Origin of the sequence: Nonomuraea sp. NPDC049695, assembly GCF_040674955.1 — a bacterium.
In the GTDB taxonomy this organism is placed as follows: domain Bacteria; phylum Actinomycetota; class Actinomycetes; order Streptosporangiales; family Streptosporangiaceae; genus Nonomuraea; species Nonomuraea helvata.
In genome coordinates, this window is the sequence record NZ_JBFANV010000014.1 from 114,528 (window position 1) to 136,392 (window position 21,865).

The window sequence follows — 21,865 nt, forward strand, 5'->3', positions numbered from 1 at the left end:
TCATGGCGTGCGTCACGCCGCAACGGGAATGGCCCCACAGCACCCGGCGTCGCGCCAGGTCCGGTACGGCCTGGCGCGCCGACCGCGGTCCACCACGCCGATCAACTGCTAGCCGGAGGAACAGGCGATGCCGGTCGGGCCGGGCGTGGACGGGCCGTTGGCTTGGAAGCCGAAGGTGGCCGTCGCCCCTGGCGCGAGGCTCGTCGCGTAGTTCGGCGCCTTGATCGTCCACGTGGTACCCGACGGTGTGATGGTGGAGCTCCAGGCGTTGACCAGGCTCACACCGGACGGCGCGGTCCACGTGACCGTCCAGTTGTTCCAGGTCGTCGTGCCCGTGTTCTTCACGGTGACGTTGGCCGTGAAGCCGCCCTGCCAGGCGCTGGCGACCTGGTAGTTCACGCCGCAGGAGACACCGGTGCCACCGGTGGGCGTGGGCGTGGGCGTGACGGTGGGGGTCACCGTCGGGGTCACCGTGGGCGTCGAGGTCGAGCCCTCTGAGGTGGTGTAGCTGACCTTGGTGTACGCCGTGCCGCACTGCGGGTTGCAGGACGACGGAAGCGTGAAGCTGTACACGCGCCCGCCGTTGATCAGCTTGTCTGTGACGTCTCGCACCCGGATCTGGAACTGGCTGGAGCCCGACGTGATCCCGCCGATGACGTAGGACTGGCCCATGTCGCCGTTCATCTGGGCCGTCTGCCACGCGCCGTTGGCGAAGTACTCGACGCCGTGGATGCCGTTGGCCAGGTGCGAGACGGAGATGGCCGGCCACCAGACCTGGGCGCCTTGCAGGAACCCGATGTTGATGTCGCCGCTGTAGTTGGGCGCGGGGATGAACGACCAGGTGACGTGCCGGTTGTTCCAGTGGTTGGGATACATGTCCCCGACCGCGCCGCCGTTCTTCACGAACCGGTTGAGCGAGTCCTTGGACAGGTCCAGATGGTAGGGATCGTCACGGCACCAGCCGTTGGAGTCGCCGCAACTGTCGGCGACGAGCATGGTCAGTTTCGCGCCGTTGTAGGCGTCGGAGACCCAGGAGCCGTTGCGGCAGAACGGCTGGTTCTGCGCGCCGTCGTTGGTGCCCGTGCAGAAATCGGCGATCTCCACCTGAACGTAGCGGCCGCAGTTCAGGCCGTTGTTCCATAACCCGGCCTTGCTGAGATTGGCCCCGGTCAGCGGCCGGGGGTAGAAGGTGTAATCGCCGGGCGTGTTGTAGACGTTGAGCGCGACGAAATCCTGTGAGTCGAGATTCGCCTGGGGCACTCCGCAACCGCCGTACGGCATGCCGAGCCCGTCGAAATAGGTGGCGTTGCCCGTCACAGGGCCGGTCGGGTCGCTGACCGCGCTGGCGGACTGTTGCATGAAGGGCACCAAGGCGCAGAGCGCGACCAGGAAACCGGGAAGCAGGATGGCGATCAACCGGCGACGAGCGTGACTCATCGGACTCCCCACTCAGAAAAGGATCGACACGACTCTTTCCGCGTAGCGCTGGCCTGGTCAAGTGCAGGTGCGCGCGAGCTGGGAAAACACGCCAAAGCCTGTGTAACTTTCATCGAGGGAGCCTGCTGTCCGCGCATGCGTCAGGATGTCGGTGAGGAGGCGACATGCAGGAGATCGAGTTCCGGCCGGGCAGCCACGGTCTCATCGAGATCTTGATAGATGGCGTTCCGCTGCTCGATCTCGTACGGACGGCCGAGCTGCCGTATGCGCAGGACGAGCAGCTCGAGCGCGCCGAGGAGTTCGCGCCCGAGCCCGCGCCCCTGCTTGCGGGCGAGTACAGCTACTTTCCACGGCAGATGGTCGGCTGGCCGAGCCGTCACTATCTCGGGGAGCCGGCGGAGACCGCCTACAACCAGGACGACGACGAGACCATGCTGCTCGGGTGCACCTGCGGCATCCCGGAGTGCTGGGCGCTGCTGGCCAGGGTCGAGGTCACGGATGCGGTCGTGCGGTGGTCGAGGTTCGCCAACAACCACCGGGACTGGGACCTGCGGGCGACTCTCGGGCCGTTCGTCTTCGACAGGCGGCAGTACGAACAGGCTCTGCGTGCCACCGCCGCCCGACCGGTTCGGCCACCAGCGCCGGTGGTCCACGATGATGTGCGGCTGGTGCCGGTGATCGACGCGCTCTCCGGCATCCTGACCGACGGCTGTCCGGCACCGCCCGCCGACGAGTCGCTCCGGGACGCCTACTGGCTGGACCGGGTCGCCGCGGCAGGCCTGCCGAGACCGATGCCGGGCAACGCGACGCTGATCCCGCTGTCCGGATTTCTCGGCGGGCACTGCTTGACGACGCTGGTTCGGGCCACGGTCAAGGACGTTGCGACAGACCTGGCAGCCGAGGACGCCCTCGACCACGTCAGCGCTGTGAGCGGGGGATATTGCCTGGTGGCAGCGGGGCGGCCGCTCGTCTCGCCAGGCTGCTGCAGCGACCTCACCGACCTGGCCAACTGGCGCGACGCCGCCCGGCATCGCGGGCCTGATCCGACGATGGTGTGGATCGGCCACCCCTGGGTCCATGTCGCGGCGGACGGCGACAATCTCCTGCTGACCCACCCGACCGAACGCGATCCCGGACCCGAGCTGGCCTGGATCTCGCGCCGGTCGCTGGAGTACGCCGTCCGGCAGGCCGCGGCGGAGGTCCGCTACCTCGCCCGGCCACTCCGAGACGTCTGTGTGGGCCTGGTCGGCCGGGACAGAGCCGACGCGCTGTGCTCGACGCTCCTGGGAGGCTCCTGGCTCAGGGCCGGCGCCGACTGGCTGGAATGACCTGCTCTCGGGCTGCTGCCGCGCCGCGACGACGGCGGTCAGGACGGCTCGTCGTCGCTCCCTGACCTGCCCTGGCTACGTACGAGCAGGGCCAATGTGGCCCGAGCATTGCGGCGCCGAGACGGCGTCCGGCCGTACACCGACACCGCGGCCAGGATGGTGAGCGTCCCGGCATACAAGAGGCCGCCGCCCAGAGCAGCGAGCACGGTAGCGATACCGATCATGAGCGCACCCTTCTCCAGAGCTTCACCACCCCGGCTGGGGGGAACGGTCCCAGTACGCTCGCCACTTGCCAGGTCGGCGAGCGCCTGTGGCGGCGAACCTCCGATATGCGCTGCTGAAGCCGTCTACAGTGGTTGTCCGGTCCGGTCCGCTCCGGATGCGCGCATACCTTGCGGGAGGGCGCTGTGGCCGAGCAGGAGGATCCACGCACCCGGCTGGCGCGCCGGTTGGCTCAGCTGCTCGACCTCGCCGATCTGCCACTCGACCGCATCGCGGCGAGAGCCACCGCACGGCGGGCTCCGGGCCAGACCTGGACGGTCAGAGCCCAGCGAATAAGCGACTGGAAGACCGGCGAGCACCTGCCCAAGTCGGACCAGGCTTTCGCCGCGGTGATCCGCATCCTGATCGAGGCCTGCCGAACCAAGGCGGCCGTCTTGCCGGCCGAGGGCACAAGAGAGTTACTGGACGAGCGCGCGTGGACACGGCTCCTGCGGGAGGCGCGGGCCGCCCCCGCGCGCACCGCCGTGCAGAGCCCGCCGCAGTGGTCCGGCGGCTGCCCCTACCGGGGCCTCGCCCCGTTCGGCAAGGGCGATTCCGCGGTCTTCTACGGTCGGGACCGACTCACCACCAAGCTGATCGCCGCACTCAGAGCCCGGCTGGACCGAGCGGACCTGCCGGGCATGCTGATCGTGAGCGGCGCCTCGGGAGCGGGCAAGTCGTCGCTGCTGCAAGCCGGGCTGTTGCCGTCGTTGCACCTGCTTGACATGGGCGCACAGCACTGGCCGGTGGTCACGATCCAGCCCACCGATGCCCCGCTCGACGAACTGGCGCGCAGGCTGGCCGCCGAGGCCGGGACGGATCCCGCGGTCGCCCGACGCGAGCTGCGGGACGACCCGCGCAACGCCCTGGCGCTGGTACGCGATGTCCTCGCCGCTCATGCGCGTTCGGCGGCACCGGATGGGCACGAGCGGGAGACCAGCCGGCTCATCCTGATCGTGGACCCGTTCGAGGAGATCTTCGCTCCCGCTGAAGGTGCTGCCCGGCAGCGCCACGCCCTCATCACCGCGCTGCACACGATGGCCGGCGGCAGCGGGGGCACGAGCGATGCCGCAGTTTCGGGTCCGAGATCGGCCGCGTCCGCTCCGGCGCTGGTGATCGCCGTCATCCGCAGCGACTTCCTGACGGCCTGCACGGCGTACGACGAACTCGAAGCGGCGCTCGGTCAGGACCTGCTCATGGTGGGGCCGATGTCGGAGACCGAGTTGCGCCTGGCCATCACCGGCCCGGCCGAACAAGCGGGCATTCATGTCGCCCCCGAACTTGTCAACATCATCGTGAACGACTTACGCGCCTCTCCCGAAGACGACACCTTCCAGGTCGGCGCGTTGCCCCTGTTGTCGGAGGCGATGCGGGTCACCTGGACGCACCGCGAGGGTGACCGGCTGACGACCCGCGGATACGAGCGGGCAGGAGGCGTCGCGCGCGCGATTCAGCTCAGTGCCGAATCCGTCTATGCCTCGCTCGGCGGCCGGCGGCAGAAGCTCGCCCGGCAGGTCTTCCACCGCCTGACCCAGGTCACCGTGAACGGCGCGGTCCGGCGCCGGCCGATGCCGTACCGGCGCACCGGGCAGGACCAGTCCGGCCGATCCGACCTTGAGGCGGTGGTGGAGAGCTTCGCCGCCGAACGGCTGGTCGTGGTCGAGGGAGACACCGTTCAGATCACCCATGACGCGCTGCTGCACGCCTGGGATCGGCTGGCGGGCTGGCTGAAAGAGGATCCGGCGCATCGCGCCCTGTACGAGCGGCTGCTGGATGACGCCGAGGAGTGGCAGCGGCAGGAGCGAGACCGGTCCCTCCTCTATCACGGGTTCCGCCTGGACGCGGTCCGGCAGGTCCTGTCTTACTGGCGGGCCGATCCAGAACGGTATCCCGAGTTGCAGGCGCTTCCGCGGGCCTTTCTCGACAACGCCACGGTGGCTGAGAAGCGCAGGGGTCGCCTGCGGCGAGCGGCTGTGTCCACGCTCGCGGGACTGTTCGTCATCGCGCTGGTCGCCGCCGTTGCTGCGGTCCGCGCCGGGCGGGAGTCCGCCCAGCAGCAGACCCAGACACTGTCGCGGCTGCTCGCCGTGCGCAGCGAGTCGGTCGGTGAGAGTGATCCGATGGTGTCGGCGTTACTCGCGGCCTCCGCGTGGCGGGTCGCCCCGACCGGCGACGCCCGTCGTAGCCTGCTCAGCGTCCTGAACAGCCCGTACCACGGGTCGATACCCGGCTCCGCCGTCGACGTGGCGTGCAACGCGGACGGCAGGACCCTCGCCACGGTTGGCCGGGACAACATGCTGCGCCTGTGGGACGCGCCCACCCGCCGCCCTCAGGGCGGGGCCGTCCCCTTCTCACGCGAGGAGAGCTTCTCGGTGGCCTTCAGCCCTGACGGCAAGATCCTGGCCGCTGGGGGCAAGGACGGCATGGTGCGACTGTGGGACGTGGCGACCCGCCGCCCGCTCCATGATCCGCTCACCGGCCACAAGGCCATCATCAGGGACCTGGCGTTCAGCCACGACGGCGCGACCCTGGCCACCGCGAGCGATGACGGCACGGTACGGCTGTGGGACGTGCCCGGCGGCCGGCCGAAGGGAGGCCCGCTGACCGGGCACCGTGGCATCGTCTCCGCCGTGGCGTTCAGCAACGACGGCCGGACCCTGGCCAGCGGGGGCGTCGACAGGACCGTCCGGTTGTGGGACACCCGTACGAGACGTCCCAGAGGCGAGCCGCTGACCGGCCACGAGCTCGGCGTCGCCACGCTGGCCTTCAGCCCCGACGGAAAGACGCTGGCCAGTGGCAGCGGAGACCGCACCGTACGGTTGTGGGACGTGGCACGCGGCCGCCCTGACGGGCCCCCGATCCCGGACGGCCAGGCGATCTACACGGTGGCCTTCAGCCAGGACGGAACCGCCCTGGCCGTCGGCGGCGACGAATCGATCGTCCGGCTATGGCAGCCCTCGACCCGCCGGCCGCTCGGCACGCCGCTCACCGGCTTCTCCGAGGGCATCGTGTGGTCGATGTGCTTCGGCGCGGACGGCTCCTACCTGGCCGCCGCCGGGCAGGGGCACGCCGTGCGCCTGTGGCGGATGGGCAGCCGCTTCCCGCAGGGCAGAACCCTGATCGACAACCCTCCGGACCGCAGATTCGACAGCCTCATCGGCGGTTCGAGCCTGACCTACCGGCCGCGGTTCAGCCAGGACGGGCGGCTGCTGGCCAGCGCCGGCCTCGATTCGCGGATGCGTCTTTGGGACGTCGCCTCGCGGCGGCCGATCGGCGATCCATGGCCGGAGCGCGTGGAGGACGTCGCCTTCCACCCTGGCGGAAAGATCGTCGGCACCTGGAACGTCGACAGCGGTGTCCAGCTGTTCGATCTGGCGAGCCACCGCCCCTTGGGTCCGCCGCTGCCCTGCCGGACACCCGCCGGCGCGCCGGCGTTCAGCCCGGACGGCACGACGGTGGCGGTGGCCTGCCGGGGAAACCCCGGCTATGCCCACTCAGTACGTTTCTGGGACGTACGGACCGGCCGCGAAACGGGGACGCCGATTCACGTGTTCTATGAAGGCGTGGCGTTCAGCCCGGACGGATCCGTCATGGCCGCCTTCGGCGCCGGCGTCCAACTGTGGGATCTGCGACACCGTACGCTGGTGGTCGACCTGCCCAGCCGCGCCGTCGAGGACGTCATCGAGGCGGTGTCCTTCAGCCCGGACGGCCGCGTCCTCACTCTCATGTGGAACGACAGAGTCCAGCAGGTGAACGTCGCGGAGGGCGAGACCGTCGCCCCGCCCTTCACGTTCGGAGCGGAGACGACGGCTATGGCGCTGACCGCGGACGGCAGCGTCGCCGTCGTACGGAACCCCGATGACACGGTCTCTCTGTGGGAGACGACATCGCAGCGACCGCTCAGCGGCTCCTTGCCGGCGCAGGCCAATGGCGTCGTCGGCGCCGCCGTCAGCCCGGACGGCCGGACACTGGCCACCATGGGCAAGGGGGCCGTGGTCCTGCGGGACGTGGACCTCCCCGCCGATCCCGTCGCGGCGGTCTGCGCTCTCGTCGAGCGCAAGTTCACCGAGCGCGAGTGGCAGGGTTACGCACCCGGGGCGCCTTACGTGGCGGCCTGCCCAGGGTGAGGAAGCCTCGGCCAGGCCTGCGGGTAGCGGAGGACGGCGAGTAGGCGGCGTACCTGCCCCGCCGAATGATCCTCCGCGTTCTACGTGGCTGGGGCGGGGATGCCGGCGGTGACCGTGAAGCCTCCCTCGCCGTCGTCTCCCGCGCTGAAGGTGCCGCCGAGCAGGGTCACCCGGCGGTTGAGCCCGGTCAGGCCCATCCCTGAGCCGGCGCCGGTCAGTGTGGGGTCGGCGCTCCGCCGGGGCGCCGCGTTGCGCACCTCGACGTCGGCCCGGTCGCCGGGATAGACGACGGTGACGGCGACCGGCGCCCCGGGGGCGTGCTTGCGGGCGTTGGTCAGCGACTCCTGCACCACCCGGTAGACGGCGCGGGCCACGACCGCGGGCACCGTGCCGGGATCGCCCTCGACGTTCAGGGCCGCCTGGTCGGCCGCCGCCAGCGCGGCCAGGTCGCCGCCGGTGTCGTCGTCGGGACGCCGGGCGGCCACCGGCCGGGCCCCTGTGGTGACCACACGCATGAGGTCGCGCAGCTCGATGAGGGTGCGCGTGCCGACCCGCCGAATCTGCTCCGCCGCCACGCGGGCGTCGTCGTCGCCCGTGGTGACGCGCAGCGCGTCGGCGTGCAGGACGATCTCGGTGACGTGGTGGGTGACGATGTCGTGCAGCTCCGCGGCCAGGCGCTGCCGTTCGGCGGTCTCTGCCCGCTCGGCGAGCAGCCGGCGCTCCGAGTCGGCCAGCTCGGCCCGCTCGCGCAGCTCGCGCACCAGCTCGTACCGGGTCCTCAGGTAAAGAGCGACCAGCGCGGGCAGGGCGGTGGCTGACAGCGCCGTGTAGAGCGTCCCCCACGTGGGCGACCAGATCGGGATGGCCGGCAGCGCCAGGACAGCGGCGAAGGCGAACGCCTGCCGCCAGGGCACCAGGGCGACCAGGAACGACACCACGAGCGGGGCCGCCGCGGGCGTCACGATCGGGTCGTTCCGCGGTGAGAGCACACCCGGCGCCAGACTGGCGCCCAGAGCGAGCACCGTCGTGACCGCGACGGCCAGCGCTCCCACCGCTCGCGGGAAACGGACCACCGCCGGCAAGGACGCGTCGAGCAGGAGGTTCAGGGCCAGCTCGACGGGCAAGCCGGCGCCGCCGGCGTACCCGCCCGCGGCGTGCAGCGCGATCTGAATGACGGCGCACAGCATGGCCGCGCCGATGGCGGCGATGAGCATCATCCTTCGGTCGCTGACGATGAGCTCCGGCCGGGGGAAACGTGGCGGTTTGCGCACAGTGGGCACCTTCAGCAGGCCGGTTGTCGCGGGATCGTGGTCAGCCGGGCCCGTCAAGGAGTCCGGCCTGGTGGGCGATCAGTGCGGCCTGCGTCCGGTGGGCGAGGTCGAGCTTGACCAGCAGGCGGGAGACGTAGCTGCGGACGGTCGTCTCCGACAGGAACAGCCGTTGCGCGATCTCCGGATTGGTGAGCCCCTCACCCAGGCAGGCCAGCACTTCCCGTTCGCGCTCGGCCAGCTTGGCCACCAGCGTGCGCGCCGCGTCGCGCCGCTCGTCGTCCCTGGACGAATGCGTGACCAGTCTCCGCGCGGCGCTCGGTGACATCACGACGTTGCCGTCCGCCGCCACCTTGATCAGATTGAGCAGGTCCTCGGCCGGGGTGCTCTTCACCAGGAAGCCCCCGGCCCCGGCCTCGAGGGCGCGCAGCACGTACTCGTCGGACTCGAACGTCGTCAGCGCGATGACCGCGGGCGGCGATGCCAGCGCCGCGATCTCGCTCGTCGCGGTGATCCCGTCCACGCCCGGCATCCTGAGATCCATCAGCACCACGTCGGGCCGGTTGCGCAGGACCTCCTCGACGGCTTCCGCTCCGTCGCGCGCCTCGCCGACCACCTCCACCTCCGTGCTGGAGCCGAGGATCGTCTTCAGATGCCGGCGCACCATCGGGTCGTCGTCAGCGAGCAGAACCCTGATCACGTCTGCACAGTCTGCCATCCGTCATCGCCCGCCGTGGTGCCCGGCCCGTGCCGGGCCGGGCACCATCGCGGTGATCAACCGGCGAGCCCGCGCCAGAAGGCGCATCGGTGCTCACCGCTGAGGTCGACCGGACCGATGCCGCCCTGGCTTGCGGGCTTCAGACTGAGGACGGTCCGGCCGGACGGTGTGAACGCGGGCCAGGCGGGTGCGCCGGCGGCCTGGGGCTTGCCGGCGTGGGCGAAGGATGTCCAGTAGCCGATCATCTGCTCCGCCAGCCGCCACTGCTCCGACGTGAGCCCGTCCCATGGCCGGCCGTCCAGGTCGAACAGGTACGGCAGGTCGCTGGCGTGCTGGGCGCCCAGCGGGAATTCCGAGGGGGTCTCGAAGATGTTGGGGGCCTTGGCGTCGGCGAACTCGTAGGCGTACACGGTGGTGCGGGCGGCCATCGCCTCGTCGCTCTCCAAGGTCGGGCAGGCCCACGCGCGGTCGCTGCTCACCGTCGCCCAGGCCAGGCCGGGCGAGGAGAAGCCGGTCAGCGGATATTCCCGCATCACCTTGCCGGCCTGCTCGCCGAACGCGTTCTTCATCAACGTCGGGTAGTTCTCGGCGGTCACCGGGATCCCGGCCTGCGCGGTGCCGGCGACGAAGCCGGTGCCCTCGCTCTTGGTGCCGCCGGAGATCACCGGCACGCGCAGGAACTTGCCCGTGCGCAGCGCCTGCGCCGGTTCGAGCGGCAGCAGCGGCGTGCCGTGGGCGAGGGCGGTGCCGAAACTCTCGTTGACCTTCGTCAGCTCGGAGACCGGCTTGGACCGCAGGCACTCCAGCTCCTTGCCCGCCGCGCAGCCGAGCTGCTTGGCCGCGGCCAGGCCGATGTCCTGGCTGGCCTTCAGCGAAGGGTACGGCGTTATCGTCGGCATGTCCGGGACCGGGATGTAGGTGCCGGTCGGCCAGTTGAGCATGCACGCCCCCGACTGGATGACGGCCTTGTCGATCAGGCCACGCGTGGCCGGAGAGGTGAGCAGCGCGCAGGTGCTGATCCCGCCGGCGGACTGGCCGAACAACGTCACGTTCCCCGGGTCGCCGCCGAAGGCCGCGGCGTTGCGCCGGACCCACTTCAAGGCTTCGAGCTGGTCGGCCAGCCCGAAGGTGCCCGAACCCGACAGCCCAGGAAGCGCGAGGTAGCCGAACGCCCCGAGCCGGTAGTTGGGCGTCACCACGATCACCTCGCCCTGGTCGGCCATCCGCCGAGCGTTGTACATGCTGCCGTAGCCGTCGAGAAAGCCGCCCCCGTGCAGCCACACCATCACCGGCAGCCGCTTGCGCGACGACTTGGCCGGCGCGGTGACATCGAGGAACAGGCAGTCCTCCCCACCGATCTGCTTACCTTGGTCCACCTGGGTGCACGGCCGGCCGGGCTTGGTGGCGTCGGCCACCCCCCGCCACGCTGCGACCCGCACCGGATCCTTCCACCGCAGCCTCCCCACAGGCGGCTGCGCGAAGCGTATCCCCGAGTACGTCCTCACTGTGCCATCATCCAAGCCGCGGATCCGGCCCGAGTCCAGCTCCACGACCGACGGCCGCGGCTCTGTCCGCTCCTGCGGTCGCGCGGCGGCTTGCGCGACGCAGAGGGTCATGGTGAGGCAGCCGCCGGCGGTCAGGGCGAGCAACCGCCGAATCGACGGTGATCTTCTATCGAGCATGCGACCAGCTTCGTACCGGCTCCGCACCCGCCGTGAGATGTGAAAGTCGCAGGCTTTCGACAGGTTGTTGCACACGTGCATGGTCGAAAGGTGGGGCGGGGCTACTTCTCGGGTACGGGGGTGCCGTCGCAGCCGCGGGCGACGCGGCGAACGCCTACGAAAGCGGCCTGGTGCGCACAGGCACAGGTGCACCCTGAAGAGTAGGACCAGGCTCCTGGATCCTCTCCAGGGACGTGGAGGCGATCCGCGGGGCGCTGGGTGAAGATCGGCTGAGCTTCATGGCCGGCGGCCTCGGCGGGATCGCGGCCGCCGCGTACGTCCGGTTGTTCCCCCGGCACATCCGGGCCATGTACCTCGACAGCGTCAACAACCAGACCCAAGGCTGGCCCGCACAGGGTCTGCTGAGCCTGCCCGTCAAGCAACGGATGTTCGCCAGGTTCGCCGAGTGGTGCGCGGACACTCCCACCTGCGCGCTGCACGGCGAGGACGCCGAAGCGGTATGGCACAAGCTCCTGAGGGATGCCGATCGCCATCCGATCCCGGTCACCTCGTCGCAGTACGGCCATGGGGAGCTACGCGCGTGTCACGGCGACGCCCGGAACGCTGGCAATGAGCGTCGACCGAGAGCTTCACCGGCATGATCCCGGGATCGGTGACCGTCGCCTACGACGGGCCCGGCTACATCATGTACCTGTCGCGATCCAGCACGCCACCAGGTACCTGACCGACCTGACGCTCCCGCCACCGGGCACCGTCTGCCCCGCCGAATGATCAACGCTCGGTCCGCTGAACTGCGGCCGGCGGCGTGTAACGCGCGAGCTGCCTGCTCTGTGCCACCAGAACGCCGTCCGGCCAGGTCGACGGTGACGACGCCGCCGCCGAAGGCGAAGTGCCGATGCGGTGGCGGGCCCCTGAGCAACCAGCCGTCGCCGATCGACTCCAGATCCTTCTCAGCAGGCATTACTCTCCCATCGGCGTCGAGTCCTCCAGCAGGGGCGCGAGCTTCTCCGCACACGGTGCATGTCCGATCTGCCGGCACAGCCGCAGGACCTGCTCGGCCTTGTACGCCGCCGCCGCGCGGTCGCCGCGTCGCCGTTCCAGCCCGGCCAGCTCCGTCAGCGCGGCCAGCTCCGGCAGCCGGTACGTGTTCTCGCTCGCCACGGCGTGGCCCCGCAGCGCGTGGCGGACGGCGCCCTCGTGGTCGCCCCGGGCATCGAGCAGCCGGGCACGGGCGAGCAGCGCGTAGGCCAGATGCCAGCTCAGGCCGCCTGCGCCGATGAGGTCGTCGGCCAGGTTCAGGCTGTCGGAGGCCTCTGTCGTCAGGCCGAGGCCGATTCCGGCATCGGCCAGGGCGATCAGCGCCGCCGCCTCCACCAGGCGGTCACCCTGGCCGCGGCACACGTCGAGCGCCCGCAGCGCCTCGTCTCGCGATTGCGCCCACCGGCCGTTCTCCCAGTGCAGCCGGCTGATCCAGACCTGCGTCGTGGCCGCGCCGTGGCCGCCTATCGAGTTGATCAGGGCGACCGACTGCCGGAGGCAGGTCTCCGCTTCGCCGTACCGGCCCTGGTCGAGGAGCACGGCGCCCAGCTGCCGCAGGTCGGCTCCCTCGGCGTGGGGCAGATTGTGGCACCGGCTCAACGCGAGTGCCTGCCTGCAGTAGTCCTCGGCCAGGTCGAGCCGGCCCAGGTGGTGGTACTGGTTGCCGAGCGCGTTGAGCGCCCGGATGTGGCCGGGCACCGAGCCGAGCTCGCCGAAGAGCTGCGCGGCCCGGACGTTGTCGGCCATCGCTTCGGTGAGGTCGCCCGTCCACGCACGCGCGAAGCCCAGTCCCATCCTGGCCGCCGCCTCGCCCTTGCGCTCGCCGCTCTCGCGGGCGATGCGGACGGCCTGTTCCAGGTGCACGACGGCCTCCTCACGGCGGCCGGCACGGAAGAGGCCGTCGCCCATACCGGTGTGCAGCATGGCGATCACGGCCGGCACATCGTGGGCGGAGGCGGCCTCCAGCAGGGCCGGCGCGATCTCCATCCACTCGCCGATGCGGCCGGTACGGGCGCAGATCACGCGAACCATGTCGGCCAGGCGCCAGACCCCGGGGCCGGGATCCCGTTCGACCGCGCGCATCAGCGCGGCCATCAGGTTGACGACGTCGGCCGCCTCGGGGGACGGGTGCTCACGAGCGTCCGTGCGCGGCTGCGGGCCGGGGATCAGGAACTCCCCGGGCGCGCACTGGGCGGCGATGGTGGCGCCCAGTTCCAGGTAGTGGTTGAACAGGCGCTGCCACGCCGGCTCACGCTCCGGGTCGCGCCCGGCTTCCGCCACCGCGTAGAGCCGGACCAGGTCGTGGAAGCGGTACCGATCGGTGCTGCGGTGTTCGATCAGGTGCGCCGCGGCCAAGGCTCTGAGTGAGGCGCGCGCCGCGTCCTCGGGGAGGCCGGTGACCGCCGCCGCGGCCGCCACGGTGACATCGGGGCCGGGCACGAGCCCGAGCAGGCGGAAGACCTGCTGCTCGGCCGGGGCGAGCACGCGGTAGGAGGCGGAGAAGGCGATGGTGACGGTGTTGTGCTCGGCGCCGTCCACGGTGAGTCCCGCCAGCGGGTTGCCGGCGGCCAGCTCCGCCGCGACCGCCGCGGTGCCGTCCTCGGGCCGGGCGGCGGCGTTCGCCGCGGCGATGCGCAGCGCGAGCGGCAGCCCGCCGCACGCGCGTACCAGCTCGCCGCGCGCATCCGACTCGGCCCGGCCGCCCGCCGGTCCGAGCACGCCGTCCAGCAGCGCCCGGCCGTCCTCGTCGGAGAGCGGGCCGAGCGAGTGCTGCCTGGCGCCCGCGTACGCGACCAGTTCGCCCAGCCGGTGCCTGCTGGTCACGAGCGCCACGCCGTTCGGGGGCAGGAGCTGCTCGATCTGGGCCGCTGAGCGAGCGTTGTCCAGGACCAGCAGGAACGAGTGCCCCGCCAGCAGCGAGCGGTAGAGGCCGAGCTGGGTCTCGAACCCGCCCGGCGCCCGTTCAGGATCGACGCCGAGCGAGATCAGCAGCCGGGTCAGCGCCGCTGTCGTGGTCAGCGGCTCGTGGTCCGGATCGTAGCCGCGCAGGTCGATGTAGAGCTGGCCGTCAAGGAAGCGCTCCTTGGCCTGGTGCGCCCAGTGCAACGCGAGGGCCGTCTTGCCCATGCCGGCCGTGCCGCTCAGCACGCACACTCCGTCGCCGCCGGCCAGGCACTCATTCAGCCAGGCCAGCTCCGCGTCGCGGGCGACGAACCCGGGCACGTTCCTGGGTAACTCTGCCGGCCGCGTGACAAAAGGTGCGGGCAGCGGAGTCAGGCCCTGCGCTGGGGAGTCCGGTTCGTCGTCCTGCAAGAGCCGCTGGTGTAACCGGCGCAGGTGCGGGCCGGGCTCGATGCCCAGTTCGTCCACCAGCCGCCGTCTCGCGTCCCGGTACACGGCCAGCGCCTCGGCGCGGCGCTCGCACCGGTGCAGGGCCAGCATGAGCTGCCCCAGCAGCCGCTCGCGCAGCGGGTGCTCGGCCACCACGGTGTGAAGTTCGCCGACGATCTCCGCGTGCCGCCCGGACGCCAGCTCCGCGTCGTACAGCTCCTCCAGGGCGCAGACCCGCCTGTCCTCGAGGCCGGGGCGTTCCTGCTCGATCAGCGTGGCGCTGGTCCCCGCCAGCGCCGGGCCGCGCCACAGCTCCGCCACCGCGCGCAACCGCGCCACGGCGTCGGCGTGGCGCCCCTTCTCGGCGTCGGCGCGCGCGGCGGTTCTGTACCGCTCGAACAGACGCAGGTCCAGCTCGTCCTCGCCGGCGTGGATGCGGTAGCCGGCGCCGACGCGGCTGATGCGCTCCTTGCCGACCAGAGCCCGCAGCTCGTGGATGTAAACCTGTAAGCGGGCGACAGCCGTGCGCGGCGGGTGCTCACCCCAGACCAGGGCGACGAGCCGGTCGTCCGGCACCGCGCGGTTCGCATTGAGCAGCAGGGCGGCCAGCACGGTCCGCTGCTTCGGTGAGCCGAGCGCGACCGGCCCGTCAGGCCCCTCGACCGATACCGGCCCGAGAAGCGCGAACCGCGCCTCCGACTCCATGCGGCCCCTTCACATCCCCCGGTGATCCCGCTGTGATGCTACCGAGTGATGATCCTGTCGCTCAGGGGATTGCATGGAGACGCCGCTCCGCCGGCTGCCGGCGGCCAGGCGTGAACGTGAGCGCGGTCCGGCAGGTTACTTCAGGACCCAGAGTGCCCAGAACGGGCTGTCCCAGTTGCAGTCCCAGTATTCGTGGTCCCCCGAGTACCGGTAACCCGCCGTCTCACACTCCTTGAGGGTCCTGTGGACGCTCTTGATGTAGCCGGCCTTGGGCGTCACCACCTCCGCGCTCGCGGACGCGCTGGCGCCGAGTGTCGCAGCGATCGCCAGAGCGGTCGCCGGGACCACCACCCTCAAGATCTTGTTCCGCATGGAGAACCTGCCTTCGCTCGATTATGCGGAAAGCGTCGCAGCCACGGCTTCCGTAACTCTTCTCCTTCACTCCCGGCCCAGGTGTTCGTGCAGGCGGCGGGCGGCGCGGACGAGCCCGCTCGACCCCTTGCGCGCGGCGATCGCGGCGACCTTGGGGATCGTGCCGTGCGCACCCGCCCAGCGGGCGGCGTCGGCGGCGAACTCCAGGGCGCGGGTGTGGCCGCTGTGGGCCCGCTCACCCGGCGCCGGCAGGAACGCCGGGAGCAGGCCACGCATGATCTCCCAGACCTCCCTGTGCGCGCCCTTGCGCGCGACGTCGTCCAGGGCCGAGCTCACCTGACTCATGGTCATCCCGGTCCCGCGCAGCCACCGGCCCAGCTGCCGGCCGCACTCCTCGGTGGGCAGGCAACCGGCGGCGGCCGCGCGCAGCACCAGGTCACGGCAGCGTTCGGCATGCCAGCCGCGCTCGGCCAGCAGCACGCCGAGGACCAGCGCCGTCCCCTCGCCCACGGGTCCGTCCTGGTAGCGCAGCGGGGTCATGTACGTGTGCAGATAGCCCGGGTTCGACCAGCTGTGGGACAGCTGCGGGAGGAGTTGCATGGCCACCACCTCCCGGTCGGAGGGCAGCGCCATCCGCCACGCCGCCAGGTCGCCGCCGGGGGCGCTCAAGGCCGAGTGGGGCGGGTCGGACAGCAGCGCGTCCACGAGCGGCATCCCCGTCGGTTCCAGCCGGACGCGGGGGCGCGGGAAGGGCGCCGACCATCCGGCGCGGTGCCCGAGGGGGGCGTCGGCGGGCGGCCATTCCACCTGTGTCTCGGGCTCGGGCCGCTGCCTCAGCCAGCGCTCCAGCGCGGCGCCCGCCTCGCAGGTGCGGGCCAGCCGACCGGCGCGGGCGATCACGTCGGGATCCACCTCGCGCGGCAGCCGCAGCAGCGCCTGCGCCAGGTCGGCGGGCAGGGGGCGCACGTCCGCGCGCTCGTAGCCCTCGATCCGGGCGACCAGCGCGGCCGGATCGACGTGGCCGGAGGTGTGGGTCGGGATGGCCAGGAGGTACGGCGGCAGGGTTCCCGCCTTCAACGCGCTGTGGATCTCGGCGCAGCGCAGGAGCATGGCCCAGTGTGGCGGTGAGACCAGCCGCCGGTCGGGCAGCCTTTCGTGCGGTGTGGTCTCCTGCGGGCTCGGCTCCCGCTTGCGCACCGCGGTGAGGAAGACGCGCTCCCCTTCCGGCGGCGGGCTGGTGAGCCGCTCGGCGTTCGGAAGGGTCAGGCCCAGGCCGGCCAGGCTCGCCGCGAGATTGTGGAGCATTCCTGGAGCCATGCGGCCGGAACGGGCCACAGCGTTGCGAGCGGAGGGAGACGGCTCCCGGCCGGGATTGGTGGCCTCGCGCAGCAGTGCCTCGGTCCAGTGGGCGAGGCTCGACCACTCGCCCAGGGCGTACAGGTCCGTCGGTCGGGGCGGCGGCTTCCTGGTCTGCGGGTGGCGGACGAAGCCGTCGAGCCAGCGTTCGATGGAGAACTCGTGGGGCAGCCGGTCGAAGGTGCCGGCGAGGTCCTCGATCGCGCCGGGAAACGGCCGGCGGGCGGGCGCCTTGAACGCCGGCAGCTCAACGGCCTCGAATCCGTCGGTCTCCAGCTCGTCGGCCGGCGCAGGGGCAGCGCCGTACGCCTCGGCCAGGCGGACGGCCAGATCCGGAGGCAGGACGCCGGCAGCCTCCCGCACCGCCTCGGCCCCGGCCGGGGTGAACCGTCCCGCGTGCTTGACGGCCAGGCGGACCGACCTCTCCCTGACCTCGTACGACTCGCACAGGAACGCCGACGCCAGCGCGGGCGCCAGCTGGTCGAGCTCGTCCCCGGCCTGACGGGCGGCCTGGTCGAGCAGGGTGAGCCCGGCGCGCACGAGTTTGCCCTCGGAGCGGAACAGCAGCGCCGCCACCGCCTCGTTGACCTCGTCGCCGCCCAGCGCGGCGTCGCGGGCGCGCAGTTGCCGCAGGGCCAGCTCGGCGACCGGCCCCGGCGCGGCGGGCAGCAGCCGCAGGTAGTCACGCGCGCGCTCCGGGCTGGGCCCGGAGCCGAGGAGGTCGTGCAGGCGGACGAAGAAGCGCAGGTCGGTGGCGCTGCCGCCGCGCAGGAAACGGCGCACGCACCCGTCGACCAGCGCCTCGCGCTCGATCCGTCCGGCGTCGGCCAGGTCGCGCAGCGCGCGCAACCAGGACCGCCGCCCCTGCCCTTCGTCGTCCCGCTCCTCGCGCAGCACCCGGCCCACGCCTTCGGCCTCGAAGAGCCGCGGGATCAGGTGCTCCGCCAGCGGATCGGCTTGGAGATCGGGCTCGGTGGACGCCCAGGCGACCACGAGCGGCTCGTGGTCGGGAGGCGGGGCTCCGGTGCGGCGCAGCAGCTCCAGCGCCAGCGCGACGGTGCCGTCTTCCAACTGCCGCCGGGTGCCGCGCAGGCGTCCTGCCACGCGTACGGCGAGGTCGGCCTGCCACTCCGCCGGGCGCGCGGCGATGACCCGCAGCAGCGGCTCCAGAGGAAGGTCGTCGCGCCGGCCGGAGAAGTCGCGCCGGAAGATCCAGGTGGTGACCGCGGCCGCGCCTCCCAGCGCGCCCGCGCCCGCGACCCGCAAGGGCGCGATCCAGTTGTCGCGCATCCTCCAGTCGACGTGGCTGTGGTGGACCTCCGTCGTCCACCAACGGTGGACCGCCTCCTGCCTGGGCAGGCCACCGGCCACCGCGGCTGCGACGAACCTCTCGCGGGCTCGTTCCTCCTCCGCACTCAGCTCGTCGAAGCGTGCGTGCGCGGCGTCCCTGGCCGGGCCGATGTGGCGGGGCAGCCGGAGTGCCACCTCACGGCGCTCGGCCGCGTCGAGGCGTAACACCTCGTCGGCCGTTCGGGACGCGTCACCCGCGCCCACGGCCTCCGCCACGCGCTCCCATCCGTTCACGCGCCCACCCCCGCGATGCCGTCGCACCGGTGCGCGCGTGGATGGGGGGCGAGGAGGCAGGCGGCGCCGGGCGCCGACACGGCAGTCGTCATGACGCAGGACAATAGAGATCGTCGCCGACAGAACCCCGTCCGCGGCGCCCTGCGATCACATGATCGCCAGCCGGCCCCGTCGACTCGCCATGGGACAGAACCTGGGACACGGCATCACCGCGTGGAGCCCCTCGGCGGCGCCGGAGTATCAGGGCCGGCTGGTCAGTCCGGGCGTCAAGGTCGGGGACAAGCCCGCCGGGTACGCCCCCGCCGTACGGAACTGGGCACCCGAAAGCCGCGGCTGACGGACGTTATGCGGCCGATATTGATCGTCTTTGTGGTGGCTCGCTAGGGTTGGGCGCCTTCGTACACCCTTTCGGATTCCGCTGAGGATGTCCCGTGCGCCGCTATCGTTTCGGCAGGATCGCCGCGCTGCTCGCGTCCGGCTATGCGCTCGTGGCCGTCGCGTTCGGCGTCATCGCGCTGGTCACCGGCGACCCCGCACTGCTGCGGCAGCTCGTCGTCGGTTACTGGGAACCGGACCTGATGCCCTTCACCTGGTGGCTGGAGATCGTCCTGGTCGCGGGCGGGATGCTGCAGGGCTGGGCGTACTGGCAGGTGCTGCGCGGTCGGTCGGTGGGCGAGCCCCCCGCCGGGGGAAGGCGCGTCAGGCTGCTGCGGGCGGCCCTGTATCTCAACGTTGCGTCCGCCCTGCTGTTCCAGCTGCCGATCCCGTACCAGTGGTGGCTGGGCGTGTCCGGCGACCTGCTGCACATCGCCGTCGTCTGGCTGTTCTTCCTGGTGCTCGCCGGGGTCCTGCCCCGGTGGCTGCGGATCGTCGCGCTGGTGGCGGGGATGGGCGATGCCGTCATCACCGTGGCCGACACCGTGGCCGTCGCTCTGGGGCGCTACGACTTCATGGCGCCCTTGTGGCGGCTGCCGCTGGTCGACGCGATCCATCTGGTGTGGCTGGCGCCGGTCCTGGCCGGGCAGGTCAGGGATCCGCGCTGGAGCCGGGCCACGGTGGTGGCGGGCGCGGTCTCGGCGGCGGTGTCGTTGTCGCTGCCCAGGTCATCTATGTACGCCTCGATCGGGGGCGGTCTGGACCCCTTGACAGTGGTGCACGCCATCGTGGGCGTGCTGGGTGTCTTCTGGATGGTGTGGGCGGCGCGCTCGGCACACGACCTGGGCGGCCCGCCCCAGGCCGTACCGCCGTCCCCGGTGCCGACGGCGCGGGCGGCGCGGCGGCCGTGGCCGCTCGCCGTGGTGGCGGTGCTGCTCCCGCTGATCCCCGCGGCGTTCAACATCGCCGGCGGGATGCCGGTGTGGACCGGCCCCAGAGGCGTGGTCGAGCACTTCTTCAGCGCGTACCTCTCCCAGCCGGCGAGGCTGCTCTGGGTCGGCGTGGACCTGCTCGTCGGGGTCGGCGCGCCCGCCGTGCTGATCCTGGTCGCCGTCGTCCGCAGGACCAGGCGGCTGCTGCGGGTCACGATGGCGGCCCTGGTCATCGCCGCGGCGGCAGGCGTCGCCTCCGCGCTCACCGCGCGGCCCGAGAGGGACCTGGACCTGTTCCCCGACATGGTCAAGGCGCGGCTGTCGCCCTACCCGCCGGGGCTGTTCGACACGGACGAGAGCGGCCGCGTCCTGTTTGGCCTCTCGCCGCTGTGGTACAGCGCCGCGCTCGCCGTTTCCGCCTTCGTCCTGTTCCTCCTGTACGCCGCCCCGCCCGCCGCCCGCATGCGCCACCACGTCCTGGTGACGGCGCTGGCCACGTCCGTGACGCTGTGCTTCCTGCCCGCCGCCGACCATTCGCGCGGCCCCGCCACCACGGCCGCGGACTGCTCACCGCAGGAGTCCTGGGCGCAGGTGGCCGAACCCCAGCCACGTACGGGCACGCGGGCCTTCATCTGCTCGGTACGCGAGAACCGCGCGCTCGCGTTCGCCGACACCACGCCCGATCAGGTGCTGCTCGCCCACGGACGTCGCCTGTGCGGTGCCTACACCCGCAACGACCCGGCCGAACTCGCGCGCATCAAAGCCGTGGAGAAGGTGGACGTACGCGGCCTGGAGGGCGTGCTCGCCCCCATCTGCCCGCCCGCCGACGCCGTGGTCCAGGCGGCGCAGGACGAGCAGGACCGTGAGTACGAGGAGTGGGAGGCGGAGGAGCAGCGCAAATGCGACGCCACCCCACGCCACCGGCCCCGGATCCGGCCCGCGAAGGCGATCCGGCTCAAGGAGCCGGAATGGCCCGAGGCGGGATTGGAGCTGTACGAGGAGACGGAGGGCAGCGACCCCGCCAACGACGGCGTGTACGGCGCGGCCCCGGCCAACGGCCTGGTCTCCGTGGGCCCCAGTCACCTGATGGTGGACACGCATTCCGATTTCCACGTCTGCGTCACGCTGGAGACGTACGGGCGCCGCCCGCCGGTGGAGACCAAGGGCTGGGACCACGTGGTCGAGGTCGGCTACGAGAGCCCGGAAGGTCAGATGATCTTCATGGACGGGCTCGGCGGCACCGAGCTTCCCGACCTGTCGCTGAACGGCCGCAAGGGGCACTACCGCATCCGCGTGCACTTCGCCTGGTTCCCCTGGGAGGGAGACAAGTACGGCACCCAGCGGCTGCTGATCATGGCGTACCCGGGAGAAGGCGACAAGATCATCACCTATCGCAAACCGTCTATTCCTTGATGATCGCGTCCCGCGGTCCGGCGTAAACTGGGTTTTTGTCCAGCCGATTCTCCGTCACGAGCAGTTGGATCACTCCCTTGGCGTTCTCCTCCGCCTCCCAGACGACCCAGTTGTCGCCGACGGGCTCCTTCTGCGTGCGGACTATGCCGAACCCTCCCGGGTTCCCCGGCGGGACGCTGATGACGGCGAAGATCACCTTCTTGCCACGGCTCCTCAGCTCGGGCAGGACCTCGCCGACGGTCTTCTCGTCCACCCGCAGCCCCTCCAGCGAGCGGCCCTTGATGGTCGCGAGGCGGAACTCCGGCTCGATGATCTTCGGCGTGGGCGCGGCCACGGGCTCGCAGGGCGCCACCGGGCCCTCCATCAGGTACGTGGTGGTCGTGCCGCCCTTGCCGCTGATGGTCCAGACGAACGTCTGACCGGGGCCGAACAGCTTGGTGTTGATGCGCATCTGCCAGCCCTCCGACTCGCCGGGGATGTTCTCCGGCACGCTGTACAGACCGCGGGGGATGTTCTCGACGAACTTCCCGCGCGGCTCCCGGCACATCATGCCCGTGGGGACGTGGTCCACCATCGCGGGCACCTTCAACTCCTGCAGCCGCTGCCGCAGCCCGGCGGCGTCGTCGAAGTCGCGGATCTGGATCGTCACCATCCCGTCCTCCAGGGTGACGGCGTACGAGCTGGGCACGCCGTCCTGCAGCACGATCGGGACCGCCACGATGCCCGCGGCGAGCGCGACCGAGGCCGCCAGCCCGAACGCCAGCCGCTTGGGCGTGTACCGGCGGCGAGCCTGCGGAGCGGTGCCCGGCTCCTGGGCGATGATCGTGGCCAGCAGCGCCCGCGCCGCCGCGCCGGAAGGCTCACCTCCCCGGCCACCGGGCTCGACCCGGGCCAGCGGCTTGATCGCCTCGATCTCGTCGATGTCCTTCACAGCGTTC

Annotated in this window: 14 protein-coding genes; 5 read left to right on the top strand and 9 right to left on the bottom strand. The window is 71.5% G+C overall.

Annotation, left to right across the window (positions count from 1 at the left end):
- Positions 1 to 108 precede the first annotated feature (108 nt).
- Positions 109 to 1,437 carry a cellulose binding domain-containing protein gene (locus AB0J64_RS15540; protein WP_364026529.1) on the bottom strand — a complete coding sequence of 443 codons (1,329 nt, stop codon included), beginning with the start codon at positions 1,435 to 1,437 and terminating at the stop codon, positions 109 to 111.
- Positions 1,438 to 1,601: 164 nt separating this feature from the next.
- Here AB0J64_RS15540 and AB0J64_RS15545 point away from each other — a divergent pair, with 164 nt between their 5' ends.
- A complete protein-coding gene (locus tag AB0J64_RS15545; protein WP_364026532.1) occupies positions 1,602 to 2,765 on the top strand; it encodes a hypothetical protein in 1,164 nt (387 codons plus the stop codon).
- A gap of 38 nt (positions 2,766 to 2,803) precedes the next feature.
- Here AB0J64_RS15545 and AB0J64_RS15550 read toward each other — a convergent pair whose 3' ends face one another.
- Positions 2,804 to 2,989: a hypothetical protein gene (locus AB0J64_RS15550; RefSeq protein ID WP_364026535.1), complete on the bottom strand. Its 186-nt coding sequence runs from the start codon at positions 2,987 to 2,989 to the stop codon at positions 2,804 to 2,806.
- Positions 2,990 to 3,172: 183 nt separating this feature from the next.
- On the opposite strand from AB0J64_RS15550, the gene AB0J64_RS15555 reads away from it, so the two are divergent.
- Positions 3,173 to 7,153 (top strand): AAA family ATPase, encoded by a 3,981-nt coding sequence (locus tag AB0J64_RS15555; protein WP_364026537.1) that lies wholly within the window; start codon positions 3,173 to 3,175, stop codon positions 7,151 to 7,153.
- Positions 7,154 to 7,233: 80 nt separating this feature from the next.
- On the opposite strand, the gene AB0J64_RS15560 is transcribed toward AB0J64_RS15555, so the two are convergent.
- The 3 genes from AB0J64_RS15560 to AB0J64_RS15570 all read right to left on the bottom strand — a co-directional run bounded on the left by AB0J64_RS15560 (position 7,234) and on the right by AB0J64_RS15570 (position 10,902).
- Positions 7,234 to 8,424: an ATP-binding protein gene (locus tag AB0J64_RS15560; protein ID WP_364026540.1), complete on the bottom strand. Its 1,191-nt coding sequence runs from the start codon at positions 8,422 to 8,424 to the stop codon at positions 7,234 to 7,236.
- Positions 8,425 to 8,464: 40 nt separating this feature from the next.
- Positions 8,465 to 9,121 carry a response regulator transcription factor gene (locus tag AB0J64_RS15565; protein WP_364026543.1) on the bottom strand — a complete coding sequence of 219 codons (657 nt, stop codon included), beginning with the start codon at positions 9,119 to 9,121 and terminating at the stop codon, positions 8,465 to 8,467.
- A 74-nt stretch (positions 9,122 to 9,195) separates the two neighbouring features.
- On the bottom strand, positions 9,196 to 10,902 hold the full coding sequence (locus AB0J64_RS15570) for a carboxylesterase family protein (RefSeq protein WP_364026546.1): 1,707 nt from the start codon (positions 10,900 to 10,902) through the stop codon (positions 9,196 to 9,198).
- 152 nt (positions 10,903 to 11,054) lie between these two features.
- Between AB0J64_RS15570 and AB0J64_RS15575 the strand changes: the two genes are divergently transcribed.
- On the top strand, positions 11,055 to 11,462 hold the full coding sequence (locus tag AB0J64_RS15575) for a hypothetical protein (protein ID WP_364026549.1): 408 nt from the start codon (positions 11,055 to 11,057) through the stop codon (positions 11,460 to 11,462).
- Positions 11,463 to 11,781: 319 nt separating this feature from the next.
- Here AB0J64_RS15575 and AB0J64_RS15580 read toward each other — a convergent pair whose 3' ends face one another.
- The 3 genes from AB0J64_RS15580 to AB0J64_RS15590 all read right to left on the bottom strand — a co-directional run bounded on the left by AB0J64_RS15580 (position 11,782) and on the right by AB0J64_RS15590 (position 18,207).
- Positions 11,782 to 14,895, bottom strand: a complete 3,114-nt coding sequence (locus tag AB0J64_RS15580; RefSeq protein ID WP_364026552.1) for a BTAD domain-containing putative transcriptional regulator — start codon at positions 14,893 to 14,895, stop codon at positions 11,782 to 11,784.
- Between the two features lie 135 nt (positions 14,896 to 15,030).
- Positions 15,031 to 15,267: a hypothetical protein gene (locus AB0J64_RS15585; protein WP_364026555.1), complete on the bottom strand. Its 237-nt coding sequence runs from the start codon at positions 15,265 to 15,267 to the stop codon at positions 15,031 to 15,033.
- Positions 15,268 to 15,333: 66 nt separating this feature from the next.
- A complete protein-coding gene (locus tag AB0J64_RS15590) occupies positions 15,334 to 18,207 on the bottom strand; it encodes a DUF6493 family protein (RefSeq protein ID WP_364026558.1) in 2,874 nt (957 codons plus the stop codon).
- A 181-nt stretch (positions 18,208 to 18,388) separates the two neighbouring features.
- Between AB0J64_RS15590 and AB0J64_RS15595 the strand changes: the two genes are divergently transcribed.
- Together AB0J64_RS15595 and AB0J64_RS15600 are read left to right on the top strand one after the other, a co-directional pair.
- Positions 18,389 to 18,544 carry a hypothetical protein gene (locus AB0J64_RS15595; protein ID WP_364026560.1) on the top strand — a complete coding sequence of 52 codons (156 nt, stop codon included), beginning with the start codon at positions 18,389 to 18,391 and terminating at the stop codon, positions 18,542 to 18,544.
- A gap of 94 nt (positions 18,545 to 18,638) precedes the next feature.
- Entirely contained in the window at positions 18,639 to 20,927 is a 2,289-nt protein-coding gene (locus tag AB0J64_RS15600) for a hypothetical protein (RefSeq protein ID WP_364026563.1), read from the top strand.
- Here AB0J64_RS15600 and AB0J64_RS15605 read toward each other — a convergent pair.
- Positions 20,917 to 21,858 (bottom strand): hypothetical protein, encoded by a 942-nt coding sequence (locus AB0J64_RS15605; protein WP_364026566.1) that lies wholly within the window; start codon positions 21,856 to 21,858, stop codon positions 20,917 to 20,919. The genes AB0J64_RS15600 and AB0J64_RS15605 overlap by 11 nt on opposite strands.
- Positions 21,859 to 21,865 lie beyond the last annotated feature (7 nt).